The 16,525-nt window shown below is 62.1% G+C and carries 13 protein-coding genes; 8 read left to right on the top strand and 5 right to left on the bottom strand.

The genetic code is table 11. The features are described 5' to 3' along the window. The 6 genes from AD666_RS26195 to AD666_RS20040 form a co-directional block, all read left to right on the top strand. Positions 1–270: transposase (locus AD666_RS26195; protein WP_156315966.1), on the top strand; the 270-nt coding region annotated here is incomplete at its 5' end. Between the two features lie 125 nt (positions 271–395). Next, positions 396–1,004, top strand: coding sequence for a YqiA/YcfP family alpha/beta fold hydrolase (locus AD666_RS20060; RefSeq protein ID WP_053155685.1), 609 nt, complete (start codon positions 396–398; stop codon positions 1,002–1,004). A 41-nt stretch (positions 1,005–1,045) separates the two neighbouring features. Further along, positions 1,046–2,950, top strand: a complete 1,905-nt coding sequence (parE, locus tag AD666_RS20055) for a DNA topoisomerase IV subunit B (RefSeq protein ID WP_053155683.1) — start codon at positions 1,046–1,048, stop codon at positions 2,948–2,950. Further along, positions 2,950–3,936 (top strand): esterase-like activity of phytase family protein, encoded by a 987-nt coding sequence (locus AD666_RS20050; protein WP_053155681.1) that lies wholly within the window; start codon positions 2,950–2,952, stop codon positions 3,934–3,936. The genes parE and AD666_RS20050 overlap by 1 nt, the downstream gene beginning before the upstream one ends. Positions 3,937–4,018: 82 nt before the next feature. Then, positions 4,019–6,289: a DNA topoisomerase IV subunit A gene (gene parC / locus AD666_RS20045; RefSeq protein ID WP_053155679.1), complete on the top strand. Its 2,271-nt coding sequence runs from the start codon at positions 4,019–4,021 to the stop codon at positions 6,287–6,289. A gap of 173 nt (positions 6,290–6,462) precedes the next feature. Next, positions 6,463–7,173 (top strand): membrane integrity-associated transporter subunit PqiC, encoded by a 711-nt coding sequence (locus AD666_RS20040; RefSeq protein WP_053155677.1) that lies wholly within the window; start codon positions 6,463–6,465, stop codon positions 7,171–7,173. 251 nt (positions 7,174–7,424) lie between these two features. On the opposite strand, the gene AD666_RS20035 is transcribed toward AD666_RS20040, so the two are convergent. Then, positions 7,425–8,933, bottom strand: a complete 1,509-nt coding sequence (locus AD666_RS20035) for an AhpA/YtjB family protein (protein ID WP_053155675.1) — start codon at positions 8,931–8,933, stop codon at positions 7,425–7,427. Positions 8,934–9,066: 133 nt separating this feature from the next. On the opposite strand from AD666_RS20035, the gene serB reads away from it, so the two are divergent. After that, a complete protein-coding gene (serB, locus tag AD666_RS20030) occupies positions 9,067–10,281 on the top strand; it encodes a phosphoserine phosphatase SerB (RefSeq protein ID WP_053155674.1) in 1,215 nt (404 codons plus the stop codon). A 63-nt stretch (positions 10,282–10,344) separates the two neighbouring features. Here serB and AD666_RS20025 read toward each other — a convergent pair whose 3' ends face one another. From AD666_RS20025 to AD666_RS20010, 4 genes are all read right to left on the bottom strand, one after another. Continuing rightward, positions 10,345–12,102 carry a hypothetical protein gene (locus tag AD666_RS20025; RefSeq protein ID WP_053155672.1) on the bottom strand — a complete coding sequence of 586 codons (1,758 nt, stop codon included), beginning with the start codon at positions 12,100–12,102 and terminating at the stop codon, positions 10,345–10,347. Between the two features lie 135 nt (positions 12,103–12,237). Further along, positions 12,238–13,098 carry an archaetidylserine decarboxylase gene (asd, locus tag AD666_RS20020; protein WP_053155670.1) on the bottom strand — a complete coding sequence of 287 codons (861 nt, stop codon included), beginning with the start codon at positions 13,096–13,098 and terminating at the stop codon, positions 12,238–12,240. Between the two features lie 22 nt (positions 13,099–13,120). Next, a complete protein-coding gene (locus tag AD666_RS20015) occupies positions 13,121–13,936 on the bottom strand; it encodes a rhodanese-like domain-containing protein (protein ID WP_053155667.1) in 816 nt (271 codons plus the stop codon). A gap of 42 nt (positions 13,937–13,978) precedes the next feature. Beyond that, positions 13,979–15,517: an HDOD domain-containing protein gene (locus AD666_RS20010; protein WP_053155665.1), complete on the bottom strand. Its 1,539-nt coding sequence runs from the start codon at positions 15,515–15,517 to the stop codon at positions 13,979–13,981. Between the two features lie 155 nt (positions 15,518–15,672). Here AD666_RS20010 and motA point away from each other — a divergent pair, with 155 nt between their 5' ends. Beyond that, positions 15,673–16,524 carry a flagellar motor stator protein MotA gene (motA, locus tag AD666_RS20005; protein WP_014336292.1) on the top strand — a complete coding sequence of 284 codons (852 nt, stop codon included), beginning with the start codon at positions 15,673–15,675 and terminating at the stop codon, positions 16,522–16,524. The last annotated feature ends 1 nt before the right edge of the window (position 16,525 follow it).

Below are 16,525 nucleotides of genomic sequence, written 5' to 3'. Positions count from 1 at the left end.
GTGGATGACTCTGGCAAAAAGAATGGCCCCCGGTATCTAACCAAGAAAGGCGATCCAGAGATAAGGCGCTTAGCTCACATCGCTGCGATGACGGCCTCTCGCTCGCCTAGATGGAAACCCTTCTACGAGTCATACCTGGCAAGAGGCTTTTCAAAAACTCAGGCATTGGTGGTGCTTGCCCGTAAGCTCTGCCGAGTTGCATTCGCTCTGATGAAAAATCAGAGCGAATACCAGCCGAAGCCGATGTTGCAGGGTTGCCCTGCAACATAGAATCTCCCACAATTGGAATCGCAGCACAGCCAGCAGAGATGGGGCGGCGATAAGGCCAAATCCCCCCAAACCACTCCAATCTCCCTGTAAACTCCGGCCTTTGCCCCCACACACAGGAAGTTGGCATGCCGGCCTCGATCCTCTACATCCACGGCTTCAACAGCGCCCCCGCCTCGACCAAGGCCCGCCAGCTCATCGACGTGATGACCCGCCTGGGCCTGGCCGACCGACTGCAAGTGCCGGCACTGCATCACCACCCCCGCGAAGCCATGGCCCAACTGGAACAGGCGATTGCACAACTGGGCCGTCCACTGCTGGTCGGCAGCTCGCTCGGCGGCTACTATGCGACTCACTTGGCCGAGCGCCACGGCCTCAAAGCCCTGTTGATCAACCCAGCCGTCAGCCCTCATCGGATGTTCGATGGCTACCTGGGCCCGCAGAAGAATTTGTACACCGACGAAACCTGGGAGTTGACCCATGACCACGTCACGGCCCTGGCCGAGCTGGAAGTGCCGGCGCCCCGGGATCCGCAGCGGTTTCAGGTATGGTTGCAAACCGGTGACGAAACGCTGGATTATCGCCACGCCCAGCAGTACTACCGCGCCTGTGCCCTGCGCATCCAGGCCGGTGGCGATCACAGTTTCCAGGGATTTGCCCAACGATTGCCGGCGTTGTTGAGTTTTGCCGGTATTGGCGCCGATCTGTACCAGGCGATCGACTTCACATCGCTGTGAGCCATCGCCCCTTTTTATTTGAACACTGACGACGAGACCCCATGGCCACTCCCAGCGCTAGCTCCTATAACGCAGACGCCATCGAAGTCCTCTCGGGCCTCGACCCGGTGCGCAAGCGCCCCGGCATGTACACCGACACCAGTCGGCCGAACCACCTCGCCCAGGAAGTCATCGACAACAGCGTCGACGAAGCCTTGGCCGGGCACGCCAAATCGGTGCAGGTCATCCTGCACGCCGATCATTCGCTGGAAGTCAGCGACGACGGTCGTGGCATGCCGGTGGATATCCACCCCGAAGAAGGCGTGTCGGGCGTCGAGCTGATCCTCACCAAGCTCCACGCCGGCGGCAAGTTTTCCAACAAGAATTACCAGTTCTCCGGCGGTCTGCACGGGGTGGGTATTTCCGTGGTCAACGCCCTCTCGACCCAGGTCCGGGTGCGGGTCAAGCGCGATGGCAACGAGTACCAGATGACGTTTGCCGATGGCTACAAGGCCACCGAGCTGGAAGTGGTCGGCACCGTCGGCAAGCGCAACACCGGGACCAGCGTGTATTTCGCGCCGGATCCCAAGTATTTCGATTCGCCCAAGTTCTCCGTCACTCGCCTCAAGCACGTCCTCAAGGCCAAGGCTGTGTTGTGTCCGGGATTGCTGGTCAGCTTCGAGGACAAGGCCACGGGCGAAAAGGTCGAGTGGCATTACGAGGACGGCCTGCGCTCCTATCTGGTGGACGCGGTCAGCGGCTTCGAGCGCCTGCCCAACGAGCCGTTCTGCGGTAGCCTGGCCGGCAACAAGGAAGCCGTGGATTGGGCGCTGCTGTGGTTGCCCGAAGGCGGCGAAAGCGTCCAGGAAAGCTACGTCAACCTGATCCCGACGGCCCAGGGCGGCACTCACGTCAACGGGTTGCGCCAGGGGTTGCTGGATGCCATGCGCGAGTTCTGCGAGTTCCGCAACCTGCTGCCCCGTGGCGTGAAGCTGGCGCCGGAAGACGTCTGGGAACGCATCGCCTTCGTGCTGTCGATGAAGATGCAGGAGCCGCAGTTCTCCGGCCAGACCAAGGAACGTCTGTCGTCCCGTGAGGCGGCGGCGTTCGTGTCCGGCGTGGTCAAGGACGCCTTCAGCCTGTGGCTCAATGCCAACCCGGAAACCGGCCTGGCACTGGCGGAGCTGGCGATCAGCAACGCCGGTCGTCGGCTCAAGGCCAGCAAGAAGGTCGAGCGCAAACGCATCACCCAGGGGCCGGCATTGCCGGGCAAGCTCGCCGATTGCGCCGGGCAGGATCCGATGCGTTCCGAGCTGTTCCTGGTGGAAGGTGATTCCGCCGGTGGCTCGGCCAAGCAGGCACGGGACAAGGAATTCCAGGCAATCCTGCCGCTGCGGGGCAAGATCCTCAATACCTGGGAAGTGGACGGCAGCGAAGTGCTGGCGAGCCAGGAAGTGCACAACATTGCCGTCGCCATTGGCGTCGATCCCGGCGCGGAGGACATGAGCCAGCTGCGTTACGGCAAGATCTGCATCCTCGCCGACGCCGACTCCGACGGCCTGCACATCGCAACCTTGCTGTGCGCCTTGTTCGTCCAGCATTTCCGCCCATTGGTGGATGCCGGTCACGTCTACGTCGCGATGCCACCGCTGTACCGTATCGACCTGGGCAAGGACATCTACTACGCCCTGGACGAAGCCGAGCGTGACGGGATTCTCGACCGCCTGGTGGCCGAGAAGAAACGTGGCAAGCCGCAGGTCACCCGATTCAAAGGCCTGGGCGAGATGAACCCGCCGCAACTGCGCGAAACCACCATGGACCCGAACACCCGCCGGCTGGTGCAGCTGACCCTGGATGATTTCGCTGCCACCACGGAGATCATGGACATGCTGCTGGCGAAAAAACGCGCCGGTGACCGCAAGTCCTGGTTGGAGTCCAAGGGTGATCTGGCCGAGGTGCTGGCCTGATGCGCAAGGGGTTCGCCCTGGCGTTGTGGCTGTGGGCGGGGTGGGTTGTCGCCGCGCCAGCGCCTGAGCTGAAGTTGTTGTCCGAGCATGCCGTCGAAGGCATGCTCGGCGGCAATTTGTCTGGATTGACCTTGTGTGGCGACGAGATGTGGACCGTGTCGGATCGCGACGATGACCGCATTTATCGGCTGGACATATCCGATGCAAAGGTCTGGCAGGCCCAGGCGCTGATTCTCGACGTGCCGCCAGTGCCGGACAGCAGCCTGCCCTGGGGGTTGCGTTCGCGGACTTGGGCGGCGTCGTTCCTGCGCGGTGGCGAGCTGGACTTCGAGGGCATCAGTTGCGACAGCGCCGGCAATCGCTATGTGGTCAGCGAGTCTCATGCCGTGGTGCTGCAAGTGCCACCGTCGGGCGACGTCTCCTGGTTGAAGATCGCACCGGCAATGATCCGAGAGGCACGGGCCAGTGGCATGCTGTTGCATTTCAATGCACTGTTCGAAGGCCTGGCGGTCAATCCCGCCGGCGACCGGCTATGGCTGGCCGCAGAGCGCGAGCGCCGCGGCCTTTTACAGATCAAGCGTCAGCAAACGGTGTGGGACTGTGACGGCAATTGCGTGTTGCTGAGTGAGGCGGGGCAGGAAATGCAGCCAACACAATTCCCTGACGCCAAACCGGTTTCGCGGGATTTTGCCGATCTGTCATTGTTTGAGGGCAAGCTCTTTACCTTGGAGCGCAACGCCTACCAGATCTGCCGGCGTAACCCGCAGACCGCCAATGTGGAGCGCTGCTGGTCGTTCGCCGCCGAGGCGTTGCAGGACCATCGTCGTTACGCTCAAGCCTACGGTCTGGCCGAAGCGCTGGTGGTGGACGCCGAAGGCGCCTGGATCGGCCTGGATAATAACGACGGGGCACGGGCCGACGGCGAAGAACGACCGATCGTCTGGCGTTTTGCCGCACCCGAGGGTGGCTGGAGTGCCTCGCCATGAACCGGCACATCCCCTACACATTTGAATTTACCCTGCGCGGCGGCATTCCCGCCGCGCCAGACAATGAACTGATGAGGCCCGCATGAGCGACATTCTTGCAGACAGCTTGGACGGCGTAGAGCGCCGATCGCTGGCTGACTTCACCGAAAATGCCTACCTCAATTACTCCATGTACGTGATCATGGACCGCGCCCTGCCGCACATCGGCGACGGCTTGAAGCCGGTTCAGCGGCGGATCGTCTATGCTATGAGCGAGTTGGGGCTGGACGCCGACGCCAAGCACAAGAAGTCGGCGCGGACTGTCGGCGACGTGCTCGGCAAGTTTCACCCCCATGGCGACTCGGCGTGCTACGAGGCCATGGTGCTGATGGCCCAGCCGTTCAGCTACCGCTACACACTGGTGGACGGCCAGGGTAACTGGGGTGCGCCGGACGATCCGAAGTCCTTCGCCGCGATGCGTTACACCGAGGCGCGGCTGTCGCGTTATTCCGAAGTGCTGCTCAGCGAACTGGGGCAGGGCACGGCGGACTGGGGGCCGAACTTCGACGGTACCCTCGATGAACCCCTGGTGTTACCGGCGCGTTTGCCGAATATCCTGCTCAATGGCACCACGGGCATTGCCGTGGGCATGGCCACTGACGTGCCGCCCCACAACCTGCGGGAAGTCGCCACCGCCTGCGTGCGCCTGCTGGACGAGCCGAAAGCCACGGTGGAGCAGCTGTGCGAGCATATCCAAGGGCCGGACTACCCGACCGAGGCGGAAATCATCACGCCTCGGGCCGATTTGTTGAAAATCTATGAAACCGGTCGTGGTTCGGTGCGTATGCGCGCCGTGTACCACATCGAGGACGGCGACATCATCGTCACCGCGCTGCCGCATCAGGTGTCCGGGGCCAAGGTTCTGGAACAAATTGCCGCGATGATGCAGGCAAAACCGTCCAAAGCGCCGCAAGTGGCCGACTTGCGCGACGAGTCCGACCATGAAAATCCGTGCCGCATCGTGATCATTCCGGTCAACAGCCGGGTCGATCATGAGGCGTTGATGCAACATCTCTTCGCCAGTACCGATCTGGAGTCCAGCTACCGGGTCAACATCAACATCATTGGCCTGGACGGCAAGCCGCAACTGAAGAATCTGCGGGCGCTGCTGGTGGAGTGGCTGGAGTTTCGCGTTAAAACAGTGCGCCGCCGCCTGCAATTCCGCCTGGACAAGGTCGAGCGCCGTCTGCATCTGTTGGACGGCTTGCTGATCGCCTATCTCAACCTGGACGAAGTGATCCACATCATTCGTACCGAGGATCAGCCCAAGGCCAGGCTCATCGAGCGTTTTGCCCTGAGCGAAGTCCAGGCCGACTACATCCTGGACACCCGCTTGCGGCAATTGGCACGGCTGGAAGAGATGAAGTTGCGCGCCGAGCAGGATGAGTTGCTCAAGGAGCAGGCCAAGCTGCTCGCCCTGCTGGGCAGCGAAGCCAAGCTCAAGAAGCTGGTGCGCAGCGAGTTGCTCAAGGATGCCGAAACCTACGGTGACGACCGTCGCTCGCCTATCGTCGAGCGCGCCGAAGCCAAGGCGTTGAGCGAACATGACCTGTTGCCAAATGAGAAAGTGACCGTCGTACTGTCGGAGAAAGGCTGGGTGCGCTCCGCCAAGGGTCACGATATTGACGCTGCGGGGCTTTCCTATAAGGCCGGGGATGGTTTCAAGGCCCTGGCGCCTGGGCGCTCGAACCAGTTTGCGGTGTTCATCGACTCGACGGGGCGCAGCTATTCGGTCGCCGCCCATACCCTGCCGTCGGCTCGGGGCCAGGGCGAACCGCTGACCGGTCGATTAACTCCGCCAGCGGGTGCAACTTTTGAATGCGTGCTGATGCCTGATGATAACGGGTTGTACGTTATCGCGTCGGACGCCGGCTACGGTTTCGTGGTCAAGGGCGAGGATCTGCAAGCCAAGAACAAGGCGGGCAAGGCCCTGTTGAGCCTGCCGAACAACGCCAGGGTCATTGCACCGCGATCGGTCGCCGACCGGGATAACGACTGGCTGGCTTCGGTGACGACCGAAGGCCGTTTGCTGGTCTTCAAGATCAGCGACCTGCCACAGCTGGGGAAAGGTAAAGGCAACAAAATAATCGGCATTTCCGGCGAACGGGTTGCGAGCCGTGAGGAATTTGTCACGGATATTGCAGTATTACCGGAGGGTGCCACGCTTGTGCTGCAGGCTGGAAAGCGTACGCTTTCATTGAAAGCGGACGATCTTGAGCATTACAAGGGTGAACGCGGTCGCCGGGGCAACAAGCTTCCGAGGGGTTTCCAGCGAGTGGATGCGCTGCTCGTCGAAAACCTGAATCAGGCGTAACAGAGGCCTCGGTCTGCGATTAAAAGCCGCAGATCGGTGCTTTCGCGCTGGAGTCGGAACGCATATTCACGGATGATAGGCCCTTTCAAGCGCCGGCGTGGCCGAGCGTTCTTCATAATGACCGAGTATTTTTTCACTGTGGTAAGCCTTGTGGCCGCCACCTGGACGGAACGATGACTGCTCTGCGCCTCCCTATTCTCTGGCTCGCCGGTCTGCTTGGCCTGGCGGGCTGCAGCGTCAATCAACCGGTGTCGCTGTATCAACTCGACAGTGGGACCCCGGCCCAGCCTGCGCAAAGCACAGGTATGGCTGTGTTGCTGGGTCCTGTGTTGATCGCTGATTACCTGCAACGCGAAACCTTGCTGCAACGCCAACCCGATGGCAGCCTGCAGGCCGCCACCGACGGTCGCTGGGCCGGAAGTCTTTCCTCGGACATCGACCAGTTGCTGCTGCGTCAGGTAGCCGGGCATCTGGACAGTCAGCGCGTCGTTCTGGCACCGGCTACCCAGGGCTTCACCCCGGATGTCCAGGTGCTGCTGTCAATTACCCGCCTGGACTCAGGCAAGTCGCAACCGGCAGTGCTCGACGCTCAATGGCGGTTGATCGACCGTCGCGGCAAGGTCCGCGAGAACCGTATCGTTCATTTGCAGGAGCAGCATGCCGGTACGACCGCTGCCCAGGTCCAGGCTCAAGGCGTTCTGGTACAACGCCTGGCCGAGCAGCTATCGACGGCGCTCAAGCCCTTGGCCAACCAGCCTCCGATCGTCGAAGCGCCAACGCGCAAGCCAGCTCCGACCCAGGCCAAGCCTGTCGAACCGGAGAAGTCCCCGAAGATTCCGATGGCCTTGCCGATTCGTACGGATATGGAAGTGTTCAGGTTCTGAGGATTGGACTGGATACATGACAAAGCCCGTGTTGAAGCGGGCTTTGTTGTTTCTGGGTGGTGGATTTCTGGTGTCTGTGCCGGCTCTTCGCGAGCAAGCCCGCTCCCACAGAGATCTCCAGTGGACGCGGATTCTGTAACCCCCTTGGATCCCTTGTGGGAGCGAGCCTGCTCGCGATTGGGACACCGCAGACAACAAAAAAGCCCGCAGGCAATCACTCATCTGCGGGCTTCGTCGTATCCGCTACTGGATCAGGCCTGGCGCTCGTGCATCCGCGCCAGTTGCCGCTCCAGCAAGGACGGATAGGGTTCCATCAGCCGTTCCACGCAGCAGGCGCCTTCAGGGCTAGCGATAGGACGGATACGGGTGCGCTGGCGGATCAGGGCGTCGTCGTTGATCTTGCGCTCCACCAGCAGCAGGTTGCGGCTGTGCTGTGACAAGGCCAGGGCATCCTGGGCCGTTTCGGTCAGCAACAGATCAATCTGGCTCAGACCGAACAGCCCCTCGCCCAAGGTCAGGCCCAATTGCAGTTGCAGGGTGATACCACTGTCGGCCACTTCGATCTGCAACTGATGACCCAGCGCCCGCAGCAGTTCTCCGCAGCAGATGGCGTTGGTCAGATAGTCGTCGCCGCTGTCTTCGGTGTGGAACAGCATCAGGGTGCTGCCATCGTTCAGGGTGTGCAACTCACCCTGGTAAAGCGAGGCGGCCTGGTCGAGGCAATCGCGATAGCGTTCGAGCAGTTCTTTCAGGCGCGCCTGGGGCAGGCGGCGCAACTGGTCCTGGGCGCCCAATTGCACGGCCAGTACGGCGCTGTGCTGTGGCTGGTTCGAGGCCACGGCCCGGGCGGCCGGTCGCGGTTCCCCGGCAATCGATTCGTCCCGCAAATCGGCGAAGGCGTCGTCGTCCTCGTCGTCCTCAACCGTGCGCACCACGTGGCGTGGGGCAGCCTTGGCCGCAGGCATTGGCGGGCTTTCGTCGAAGCCGGGATCGCGCAGGTTGCGTACTTCGAAACCGGGCTCGTCATCGTCGAGGTCGATCTCTTCAGGCTCCGGTACGGGCTCGGGCTCCGGTGCGAAGCTGGCGTGCAGCTGTCGGGCGAGGTCGCCGATTTCGTCCTGGCGTTGGGTGGCCGGCGTATGTTCGTCGATGTCCCGCAGCCAGAGGCGCAATTGCAATAACGGCGTGGAAAGGTGCCGTCCCAGGCGCAGGCTCAAGGCCAAGGCCAGGGCCAACAGTATCGCGCTGAGAATGCCCATGCTTTGGAGACTGATGGTCATCGGTTGCTGGAACTGGTCCATGTCCAGGCTGATGCGCAGTTGCCCGGCGGTCACGTCCTGGAAGGTGATCTTGCTCTGGTACATGCCACCGGACTCGCCCAGCAGGCCCGGCTTGGGACGCTGGCCGGCTTCGGCGAGGATGCGGTTGTCCACGCTGTAGATGGCGGCGTGGGCCACCAATTTGTTCTTGGTCAGGTTGTTGAGCAGCACATTGAGGCTGAGGATGTCATTGGACACCAGCAACTCGGTAGCGGACGTGGCGGTCTGGGTGGTCAGGCTCTCACCCAGGGCGTCGGCCTGTTCGTGCATCGCCTGCTTGAACTGCAAGCCCATCACGCAGGCATAGATGACCAGGGCCAGGGCGACCAGGATCACGTTATGGCTGGCGATGCGCAATGCGATCGGCACGCGACGGTGGCGCAGTGCACGGAAGATCAGCAGGAAGAAATTGTCGGTCTTGACTGGCGTGGGCCGGTTCACTGAGCTCGGCTCTTTGTCCGTGAAATTGACGCGCAGTATAGCGACAGGCCCATGACCGGCAAAGCACTGGCGGTGCCCGATGGTCACCGAAAGTGGGTAGAATGCGGTTTTTTTCCACCTGCGGGGGTGCGCCTTGCGCGAAATCGTCCTGATAAACATCACTGGCAGCGACCGTCCGGGTCTGACTGCGGCCATTACCGGCGTCCTGGCCCAAGGTGGTGTAAACATTCTCGACATCGGCCAGGCGGTGATTCACGACACGCTATCTTTTGGCATCCTGGTTGAAATCCCGGACGCCGAACAGGGCAAGTCGGTGCTCAAGGACATCCTGTTCACCGCTTACAAACTCGACCAACAGGTGCGTTTCACGCCGGTATCCGAAGCGGATTACCAGCATTGGGTCGCGGGCCAGGGCAAACAGCGTCACATCGTCACCTTGCTGACTCGCAAGGTCACCGCCGAGCAATTGCAACGTGTCAGTGCGATCACCGCCAAATATGGCCTGAACATCGACCACATCGACCGACTGTCCGGGCGTATGCCGCTGGATACCCCGGCCGACAGGGGCAAGGGCTGCATCGAGTTTTCCGTGCGCGGCGAGCCGGCCGATCCCCAGGCGCTGCGTGCCGAGTTCCTCAGCGTTGCTCAGGAGCTGAACGTCGATATCGCCTTCCAGGAAGATTCGCTGTTCCGTCGCAATCGCCGCCTGGCGGTGTTCGACATGGATTCGACCTTGATCGAGGCCGAGGTCATCGATGAACTGGCGAAAGCGGCCGGCGTGGGCGACAAGGTGTCGGCTATCACCGAGCGAGCCATGGCCGGTGAGCTGGATTTCCGTGCCAGCTTCAAGGAGCGCCTGGCGTTGCTGCAAGGTCTGGACGTCAGCGTGTTGGACTCCATCGGTGCGTCACTGCGCTTGACCGAAGGCGCCGAGACCCTGTTCGCCGAGCTCAAGCGCCTGGGCTACAAGACAGCGATTCTGTCCGGTGGCTTCACCTATTTCGCCAGGCAGTTGCAGGCCAAGCTTGGCATCGACTACGTGTTCGCCAACGAGCTTGAAGTGGTGGACGGCAAGGTGACCGGCGTGGCTGTGGAGCCGATCGTCGATGCCCAGCGCAAGGCGGACCTGCTGCGCGAACTGGCTGAGAAAGAAGGTCTGCGCCTTGAGCAGACCATCGCCGTGGGCGACGGTGCCAACGATTTGCCGATGCTGGCGATTGCGGGCCTGGGTGTGGCGTTCCGCGCCAAGCCGCTGGTCAAGCAGTCGGCCCGGCAGGCGATCTCGACCCTGGGGCTGGATGGGGTGTTGTATCTGCTGGGCTTCAGGGATCGCGACGGGCAGCTCTAACCGCCCTGCGCATTCCCGTGGGCGAGGGAACAAACTCCCTCGCCACGGGGTATGTGTTCAAGCCTAAAGCGATTTCCACAACGAATCGAAATCCCCCTCGGAGTCACCCTTCCCGGTGGGCTCCGAATCCTCCTGGTGATAGGCGAACTGGTTGAAGCTATGGGTGCTGGTTACCCGGCGGTCCAGTCCGGCCCGGTGTTCCTGGCCATTGGTATTGATCACCACCTTTTGCCCTTCCTGGAAGGGCAGGCGTGGGGCGATCATGGTGGGTGGCAGGTCGATGGCGCTGATCTCCGGCAGCAGCAGGCCCCGTAAATAATGACCTTGCTCATCCGGCTCCCGAACCAGCTGCAAGCCGCAAGGCTGGGCATAGGGGGCGACCAATTCGATGCCCATTTGCATGGCGCCGTTGCGCACCTGGCGGATCCAGCGCACCACGGCAATGCTCCAGGCCTGATCGTTGGCGTCCCGGATGCCGACCATTTCCCCGGCTTGCAATTGTTCCGGTACTTCCTTCGGCCAACCGAGGCAGTAACCCCCGGGGCTATGGTTGATGATCGGCAGCTCGTAGGTTGGGAAATGGTGCCGGTGGTCCGAGCCGCTGCCATCTTCGTCGGACGGGTTGGCCGGATACTCGATTTCTTCGTAGGGCAACAGGTCGCTGTCCCCGGCGGGCGCGGCGTCGAAGGCCTGTTTCCAGGTGTCGTTGGTCTTGCTTGTGGACGCTTCGAATCGGGCCTTGCGTGTGGTGGGGCTCTTTAGAATTTCGCTGAAAGAGCGTTCGCCGCCGAGGTAGTAATGCAGCGCGCTCATGCCCACGCACAATGTCAGCGTGCCATTGCCCTCGGTACGCTGGAAGCTGCGCTCGACGGCCTCGCCCCAGGCCGCCTGCAGGTGTTGCAAGGTATCGGCACTCATTCCGCCAGGTACCGGCAAGGTGTGGTCGGCAGGTTGCTGCAGATGGAGGGCGATGGCGCGTACCAGCGGTTGAGGATCGAACCCCAGCAGGCCTGGCTGTTGCTCGGCCCTGAATTTGGAGCGGTAGCGAGGCCCGACATCGAGTTCCGGTGCGACGGCAAACAAACTGGAGGCCGAGTTGGCCGGGTCCAGCTTGATCGACTGGCTCCACGTTTCAAGCACTTCGGCCAATCGGGCTATCTGACCCTGGCGCAGCTGATTGCTGCGTGATGCGCCCAAAAGCAGGGCAACAACATAACTTTGCTCCGGACTCAGTTGCTGGACCTGACTGGCCAGCTCGTCGCTGACGCCCTGATGCTGCAACCGATGCTGGCAGGCGATCCGGTACAACTGGTGCAAGTCGAGCCATAACCCTTCAGGCACCGGGCTGTACAGCTCGGTGGCGCGCATCAGCGGGCCGTTAAGGGCATGTATCGCACGTTGCAGTGCGGTGCTCAGCAGGCGGGCGCGGTCCTTGGTGAATTTCGGTGCGATGCGCGCCACGATCTGTTTGTAGCCCATCGCCAGATGACTTTGCAGGGCCTGGCACAGGTTGACGATTTTGCGCGAACGGTCGTCCAGCACGATAGCTTGCTGCAGGAAGTGCCGCTCCAGGTGCTTGCAGACGTAATACACCTCGGGGCGCAGCAATTCGAGCAACTGCAGGCGGTTTTCGCTGGGTGTGAGCATCAGGTTGAGTTCGCCGATGGCCTGGTATAGCAGGCGGGCCGTTTCGCCGATATTGGCCTTGGGCAGGTTGGCGATCCAGCGTTTGAGGTCGCGCGGTGTGGCATCGCAGAACGACAGGCGTGATTGCGTCGGGGTCAAGAGGCGCAATAGCTGGAGAGGGCGGGTCTCATTCATGCCGTGGACGGGCTCCGGCTGAAAACGAAAAGGATGCCTTCAACTCTAGCAGGTGTGGCCGAAAGAGGTGCTCGATCTGTACTGGATAGACCTGTGGGAGCGATCAGGCTCGCCCCCCACAGGGTGGTCGGTGACTCAGGCCTTGGGCAAAGCCAGGCCTTGGCCCATCCGCACCGGCGAACCGGCCACCAGCTCCTCGGCCCATTTCACCTGGCCCGGTCCGAACAGGACGATGGCAGTGGAACCCAGCTTGAAGCGGCCCAGTTCGGCACCTTTTTCCAGATGGATCGGCGCACGGGCGGCTTCGTCGTAGCGGAAGGTCTTGAGCTCGCGCTTGGGGGGCGTGACCAGACCGGCCCAGACGGTTTCGATGGACGCCACGATCATCGCGCCCACCAGCACCACGGCCATGGGGCCGCGCTCGGTGTCGAAGATGCAGGCTACGCGTTCGTTACGGGCGAACAGTTCCGGAACGTTTTCGGCGGTGGTCTGGTTGACCGAAAAGATCCGCCCCGGAATGTAGACCATCTCCCGCAGCGTGCCGGCCAGCGGCATGTGCACGCGGTGATAATCCTTGGGTGACAGGTAGATAGTGGCGAAATCGCCGCCCATGAATGGCGCTGCATTGGCCGAGTCGCCGCCCAGCAGTTCCAGCACGCTGAAGCTGTGGCCCTTGGCCTGGAACACCCGACCGTGCTCGATCGGGCCGAGCTGGCTGACGGCGCCGTCGGCGGGGCTGAGGATCGCGCCAGGCGTTTCGTCCTGCGGGCGGGCGCCGTCCTTCAGGGCGCGGGTGAAGAAGGCGTTGAAATGCTCGTACGCAGTCAGGTCCTCCACCAGGGCTTGGGACATGTCCACTTGATAGCGCTTGGCGAACCACGCGGTGAATGCGTTCTTGAACCAGCGCACGCGGCATTCGGCGATGCAGCCGGCCAGCCGCGACAGCAGGTGGTGAGGCAGCAGGTACTGGGTGAGGATAAACAAGCGGTTTTTCATTAATCGTCCTTTTTGGGAACCTTCAAAGCTCGATAGGGGTATCGGGGTGGTTGCCCCATTCGCCCCAGGAGCCGGCATAGCCTTTGACCCGTGGGTAGCCGAGCGCCTTGGCCACCAGATAGGTGAAGCCGGAGCGGTGGTGAGTCTGGCAATGGGTGATGATTTCTTTGTCCGGTGTGATACCCAGGCGCTCGAGGATCTGGGGCATGTCCCGGCGGATACGCAGGTTGCGTGCCGAGTCCATGCCGGCGGTCCATTCGAAATTGATCGCGCCCGGGATGTGTCCGCCTCTGGCCGCCACGACTTTTTCCCCGGTGTATTCCAGCGGGCCGCGTGCGTCCCAGATCGCCAGGTCGGCGGCGCCGAGACGGCTCTGCAAATATTCGCGGGTGGCGGTGGGCTCGTCGTGCAGCGTGAGCGCCACCGGGCCGCCAGCGCTGGCCGGTACTTCGGTGGTCACCGGCAGGCCTTCGTCCAGCCACGACAGCAGGCCGCCGTCGAGGTAGTGATAGTTCGAGTGGCCGATGACATCCAGCAGCCAGATAAAACGCCCGGCCCAGCCGCCGCCTTCGTCGTCATAGACCACGTAGACCGCATCCGGGTTGTGCCCGAGCTCGCCAAACAGCGTTTCGAGATCGGCCTTTGCCGGCAACAGGCCTGGCGCCGGGGGCTGGCCCAGTTGCGTACGCTTGGGATCGACAAAGCGCGCGCCGGGAATGTGGCCGGTGCTGTAGCGGGCGACGCTGGTCAGGTCCACCAGAATCAGTTCGCGGGCGTCGAGGCGCGCAAGCAGGTCGCTCGGTTCGATCACCAGCGGCAAGCCAGAGAAGTCAGGCATGTGAGGTCTCCTGGGGCGCAAAGGGAAAGGATTGTACCAAGTTCAACGGCCGCGGTTGGTAAAGGTATGCAGGGCCCGCTCGATACATTGCACGGTTTTGCCGAAGGCCTGGACTGTCACGTCCGAAAACGGTCCGCCGCCCTGGTCCACGACCACCAGCATGATGACCCGGCCATTGCAGGTCAGTGAGCGCAACAGCAGGTGCTCGCCCTTGAACAGGCCGCGCAGGACCGGCGGCAACAGTGCCGAAAACTGGGCGTTGTTTTCAGGGTTCAGGCGAACCTGTGCCTGTTGTGCCAGCAGCCGCTGCAAGACCTTGCTCTGGCCGATGGGAAAACTCATGGACGTTGCCTCGCTGGGCAGGCCGGCGGTCTGGTGTACCCGCACATTGGTCTGGCTGCGGTCGGCCATCAGGATCATCACCCGGCGCATGCCGCACGCCGCCAGGGCGTCGCGGGCGGCGGTGGTCAGGTGCATGGCGTTGCTGAAGGGGCTCGGTTCCACCAGCAAGGCGGTGCATTGTTGACGCCACCGGGCCAGGTCGACGGTGCTGGAGGGGGAAGTCGACGATCGTCCGGAGGGGATGCGGCGGCTGCCAGGGGGCCAGATCAGGGCCGCCGCCGGGTGCCAGAGGTCTGGCATGCTGTGCTGACGGGCGCTGATGGCTGCTTGTTGGTGCAGTTGCTGCTGGATCTCCTCAACAGGAATTTGCAGGTACAAGCCTGTGAGGTATTGCCAGCGTGCGCTGTGGGCGTCGTCCCAGGCATGGTGCGCCGAAAGCGCCAGGCCATTAGCCAGCAGCACGGTGTTGGCCGGTTGATTGAGCCAGCGCCGCAGGGTCGGGTCATCGTCCAGGCGATTTTGCTGACGCAGTGGATGTTCGCTGTCCCGGGCGATGCGCAAGACTTTCACCAGCTCGTGACGTTCGTTGAGCAGCAACCGATAACCCTGTGCTACCCAGATTGGCAGGCGCCAGGCTTCTACCATCGCCAGGCAGATGTTCAACAGGCCGACGCCGAACAGCTCGCGCTCTACCTCGCGGGCCTGCTGGCCCTGATGGAGAACCCGCTGCTCCCATTCCCCCAGCAGGCGCGGATGCGTCAGCGCCATGGGCCAGAGTGGCGAGAGGAACAACAGGCTGCCCCAGTGAATGTCCTGCCACAGCCGCGCCAGGCGACTGGCGAAAAAACCATTGGCTTGTTGGGTGGCGTGTTGGCTTATCAATTGCAGTTGGCGCAGCGCGACGGGAATTTCTCTCTCAGGCAGCGAGGGCAGGCGTACCAGCAGCTCCTCGGTGCGCTTGAGGCCGAGACGGTTGATGGCCACTTCCAGATTTTCCGCGGGCTCGGCGAGGTTGCCATGGGTGTGATGGTTGGCTTCGCGGATGACGCTCAGGGCGAGGGCGGGGCTGTCCTGCATCAGCTCGGCGATATCGCGCAACGAGCGGTTGCTGTCGGCGACGGCCTTGCAGACCAGGTCGTGACTGGCCTGCGGCACCGGCAGATGGACGCCCGCGAGCAGCTTTACCCAGCCTTCGAGCGTGGTCGGTCGCGGAGTTGGAACTTTCGTTTCGTTAGCCATGGCTGGACGTGATCATCCCATGCTGCAACAGGGCAAAATTGGCTTTTCGCCAGAACTGGCTATAGTCTGGCGCAGTTTTGCCGATAAGGAGAAGAAGAGATTTTCCAGCTTCCGAATATGACCTTGAACCCGACTTAAATAAGTACTTTCTATCTATGGCTAAAATTATCGGCATCATTGTCGTGTTCGCGAGCGTGCTCGGCGGATACGTGCTCTCCCATGGCAAGATTGCCGCCCTGATCCAGCCCTTCGAGGTGCTGATCATCGGTGGTGCGGCCCTTGGCGCATTTTTGCAGGCCAACCCCGGCTACATGACCATGCACGTGCTCAAGAAATCCCTGAGCATGTTCGGTTCGCGCTTCAGTCACACTTTCTATCTGGAAGTGCTGGGCCTGATCTACGAGATCCTCAACAAGAGCCGCCGCGAAGGCATGATGGCGATCGAAGGCGACATCGAAGACGCCGCCGCCAGCCCGATCTTCGCCAAGTATCCCTCCGTGCTCAAGGACGCCCGGATGACGGCGTTCATCTGTGACTACCTGCGCATCATGTCGTCCGGCAACATGGCTCCCCATGAGCTGGAAGGCCTGTTCGACATGGAACTGTACAGTCTCAAGGAAGACCTGGAGCACCCGTCCCACGCCGTCAACGGTATCGCCGACGGTATGCCCGGCTTCGGTATCGTCGCTGCGGTATTGGGCATCGTGGTGACCATGGCCTCCCTGGGCGATGGCGACCAGAAGTCCATCGGCCTGCACGTGGGTGCGGCGCTGGTCGGTACCTTCTTCGGTATCCTGGCTGCCTACGGGTTCTTCGGCCCGTTGGCTCATTCCCTGGCCCACGATGCCAAGGAAGAGCTCAACGTCTATGAAGCCATCAAGGCGTCCCTGGTGGCCTCGGCCTCGGGCATGCCGCCATCGTTGGCGGTGGAGTTCGGTCGCAAGGTCCTGTATCCGGCGCACCGTCCAAGCTTCGCCGAGCTGGAACAAGCGGTTCGCGGTCGTTAAG

Origin of the sequence: Pseudomonas sp. Pf153, assembly GCF_001269775.1 — a bacterium.
GTDB classification, from domain to species: Bacteria; Pseudomonadota; Gammaproteobacteria; order Pseudomonadales; family Pseudomonadaceae; genus Aquipseudomonas; species Aquipseudomonas uvaldensis.
Note: the sequence above shows the minus strand (reverse complement) of the source record. Positions and strands in the feature narration are given on the sequence as shown.

Coding starts and splice junctions, on each gene's coding strand:
- motA (WP_014336292.1), top strand. CDS start 15,673: ATGGCTAAAATTATCGGCATCATTGTCGTGTTCGCGAGCGTGCTCGGC.
- asd (WP_053155670.1), bottom strand. CDS start 13,098: ATGAAAAACCGCTTGTTTATCCTCACCCAGTACCTGCTGCCTCACCAC.
- AD666_RS20060 (WP_053155685.1), top strand. CDS start 396: ATGCCGGCCTCGATCCTCTACATCCACGGCTTCAACAGCGCCCCCGCC.
- AD666_RS20050 (WP_053155681.1), top strand. CDS start 2,950: ATGCGCAAGGGGTTCGCCCTGGCGTTGTGGCTGTGGGCGGGGTGGGTT.
- parE (WP_053155683.1), top strand. CDS start 1,046: ATGGCCACTCCCAGCGCTAGCTCCTATAACGCAGACGCCATCGAAGTC.
- AD666_RS20015 (WP_053155667.1), bottom strand. CDS start 13,936: ATGCCTGACTTCTCTGGCTTGCCGCTGGTGATCGAACCGAGCGACCTG.
- AD666_RS20040 (WP_053155677.1), top strand. CDS start 6,463: ATGACTGCTCTGCGCCTCCCTATTCTCTGGCTCGCCGGTCTGCTTGGC.
- AD666_RS20025 (WP_053155672.1), bottom strand. CDS start 12,102: ATGAATGAGACCCGCCCTCTCCAGCTATTGCGCCTCTTGACCCCGACG.
- parC (WP_053155679.1), top strand. CDS start 4,019: ATGAGCGACATTCTTGCAGACAGCTTGGACGGCGTAGAGCGCCGATCG.
- AD666_RS20010 (WP_053155665.1), bottom strand. CDS start 15,517: ATGGCTAACGAAACGAAAGTTCCAACTCCGCGACCGACCACGCTCGAA.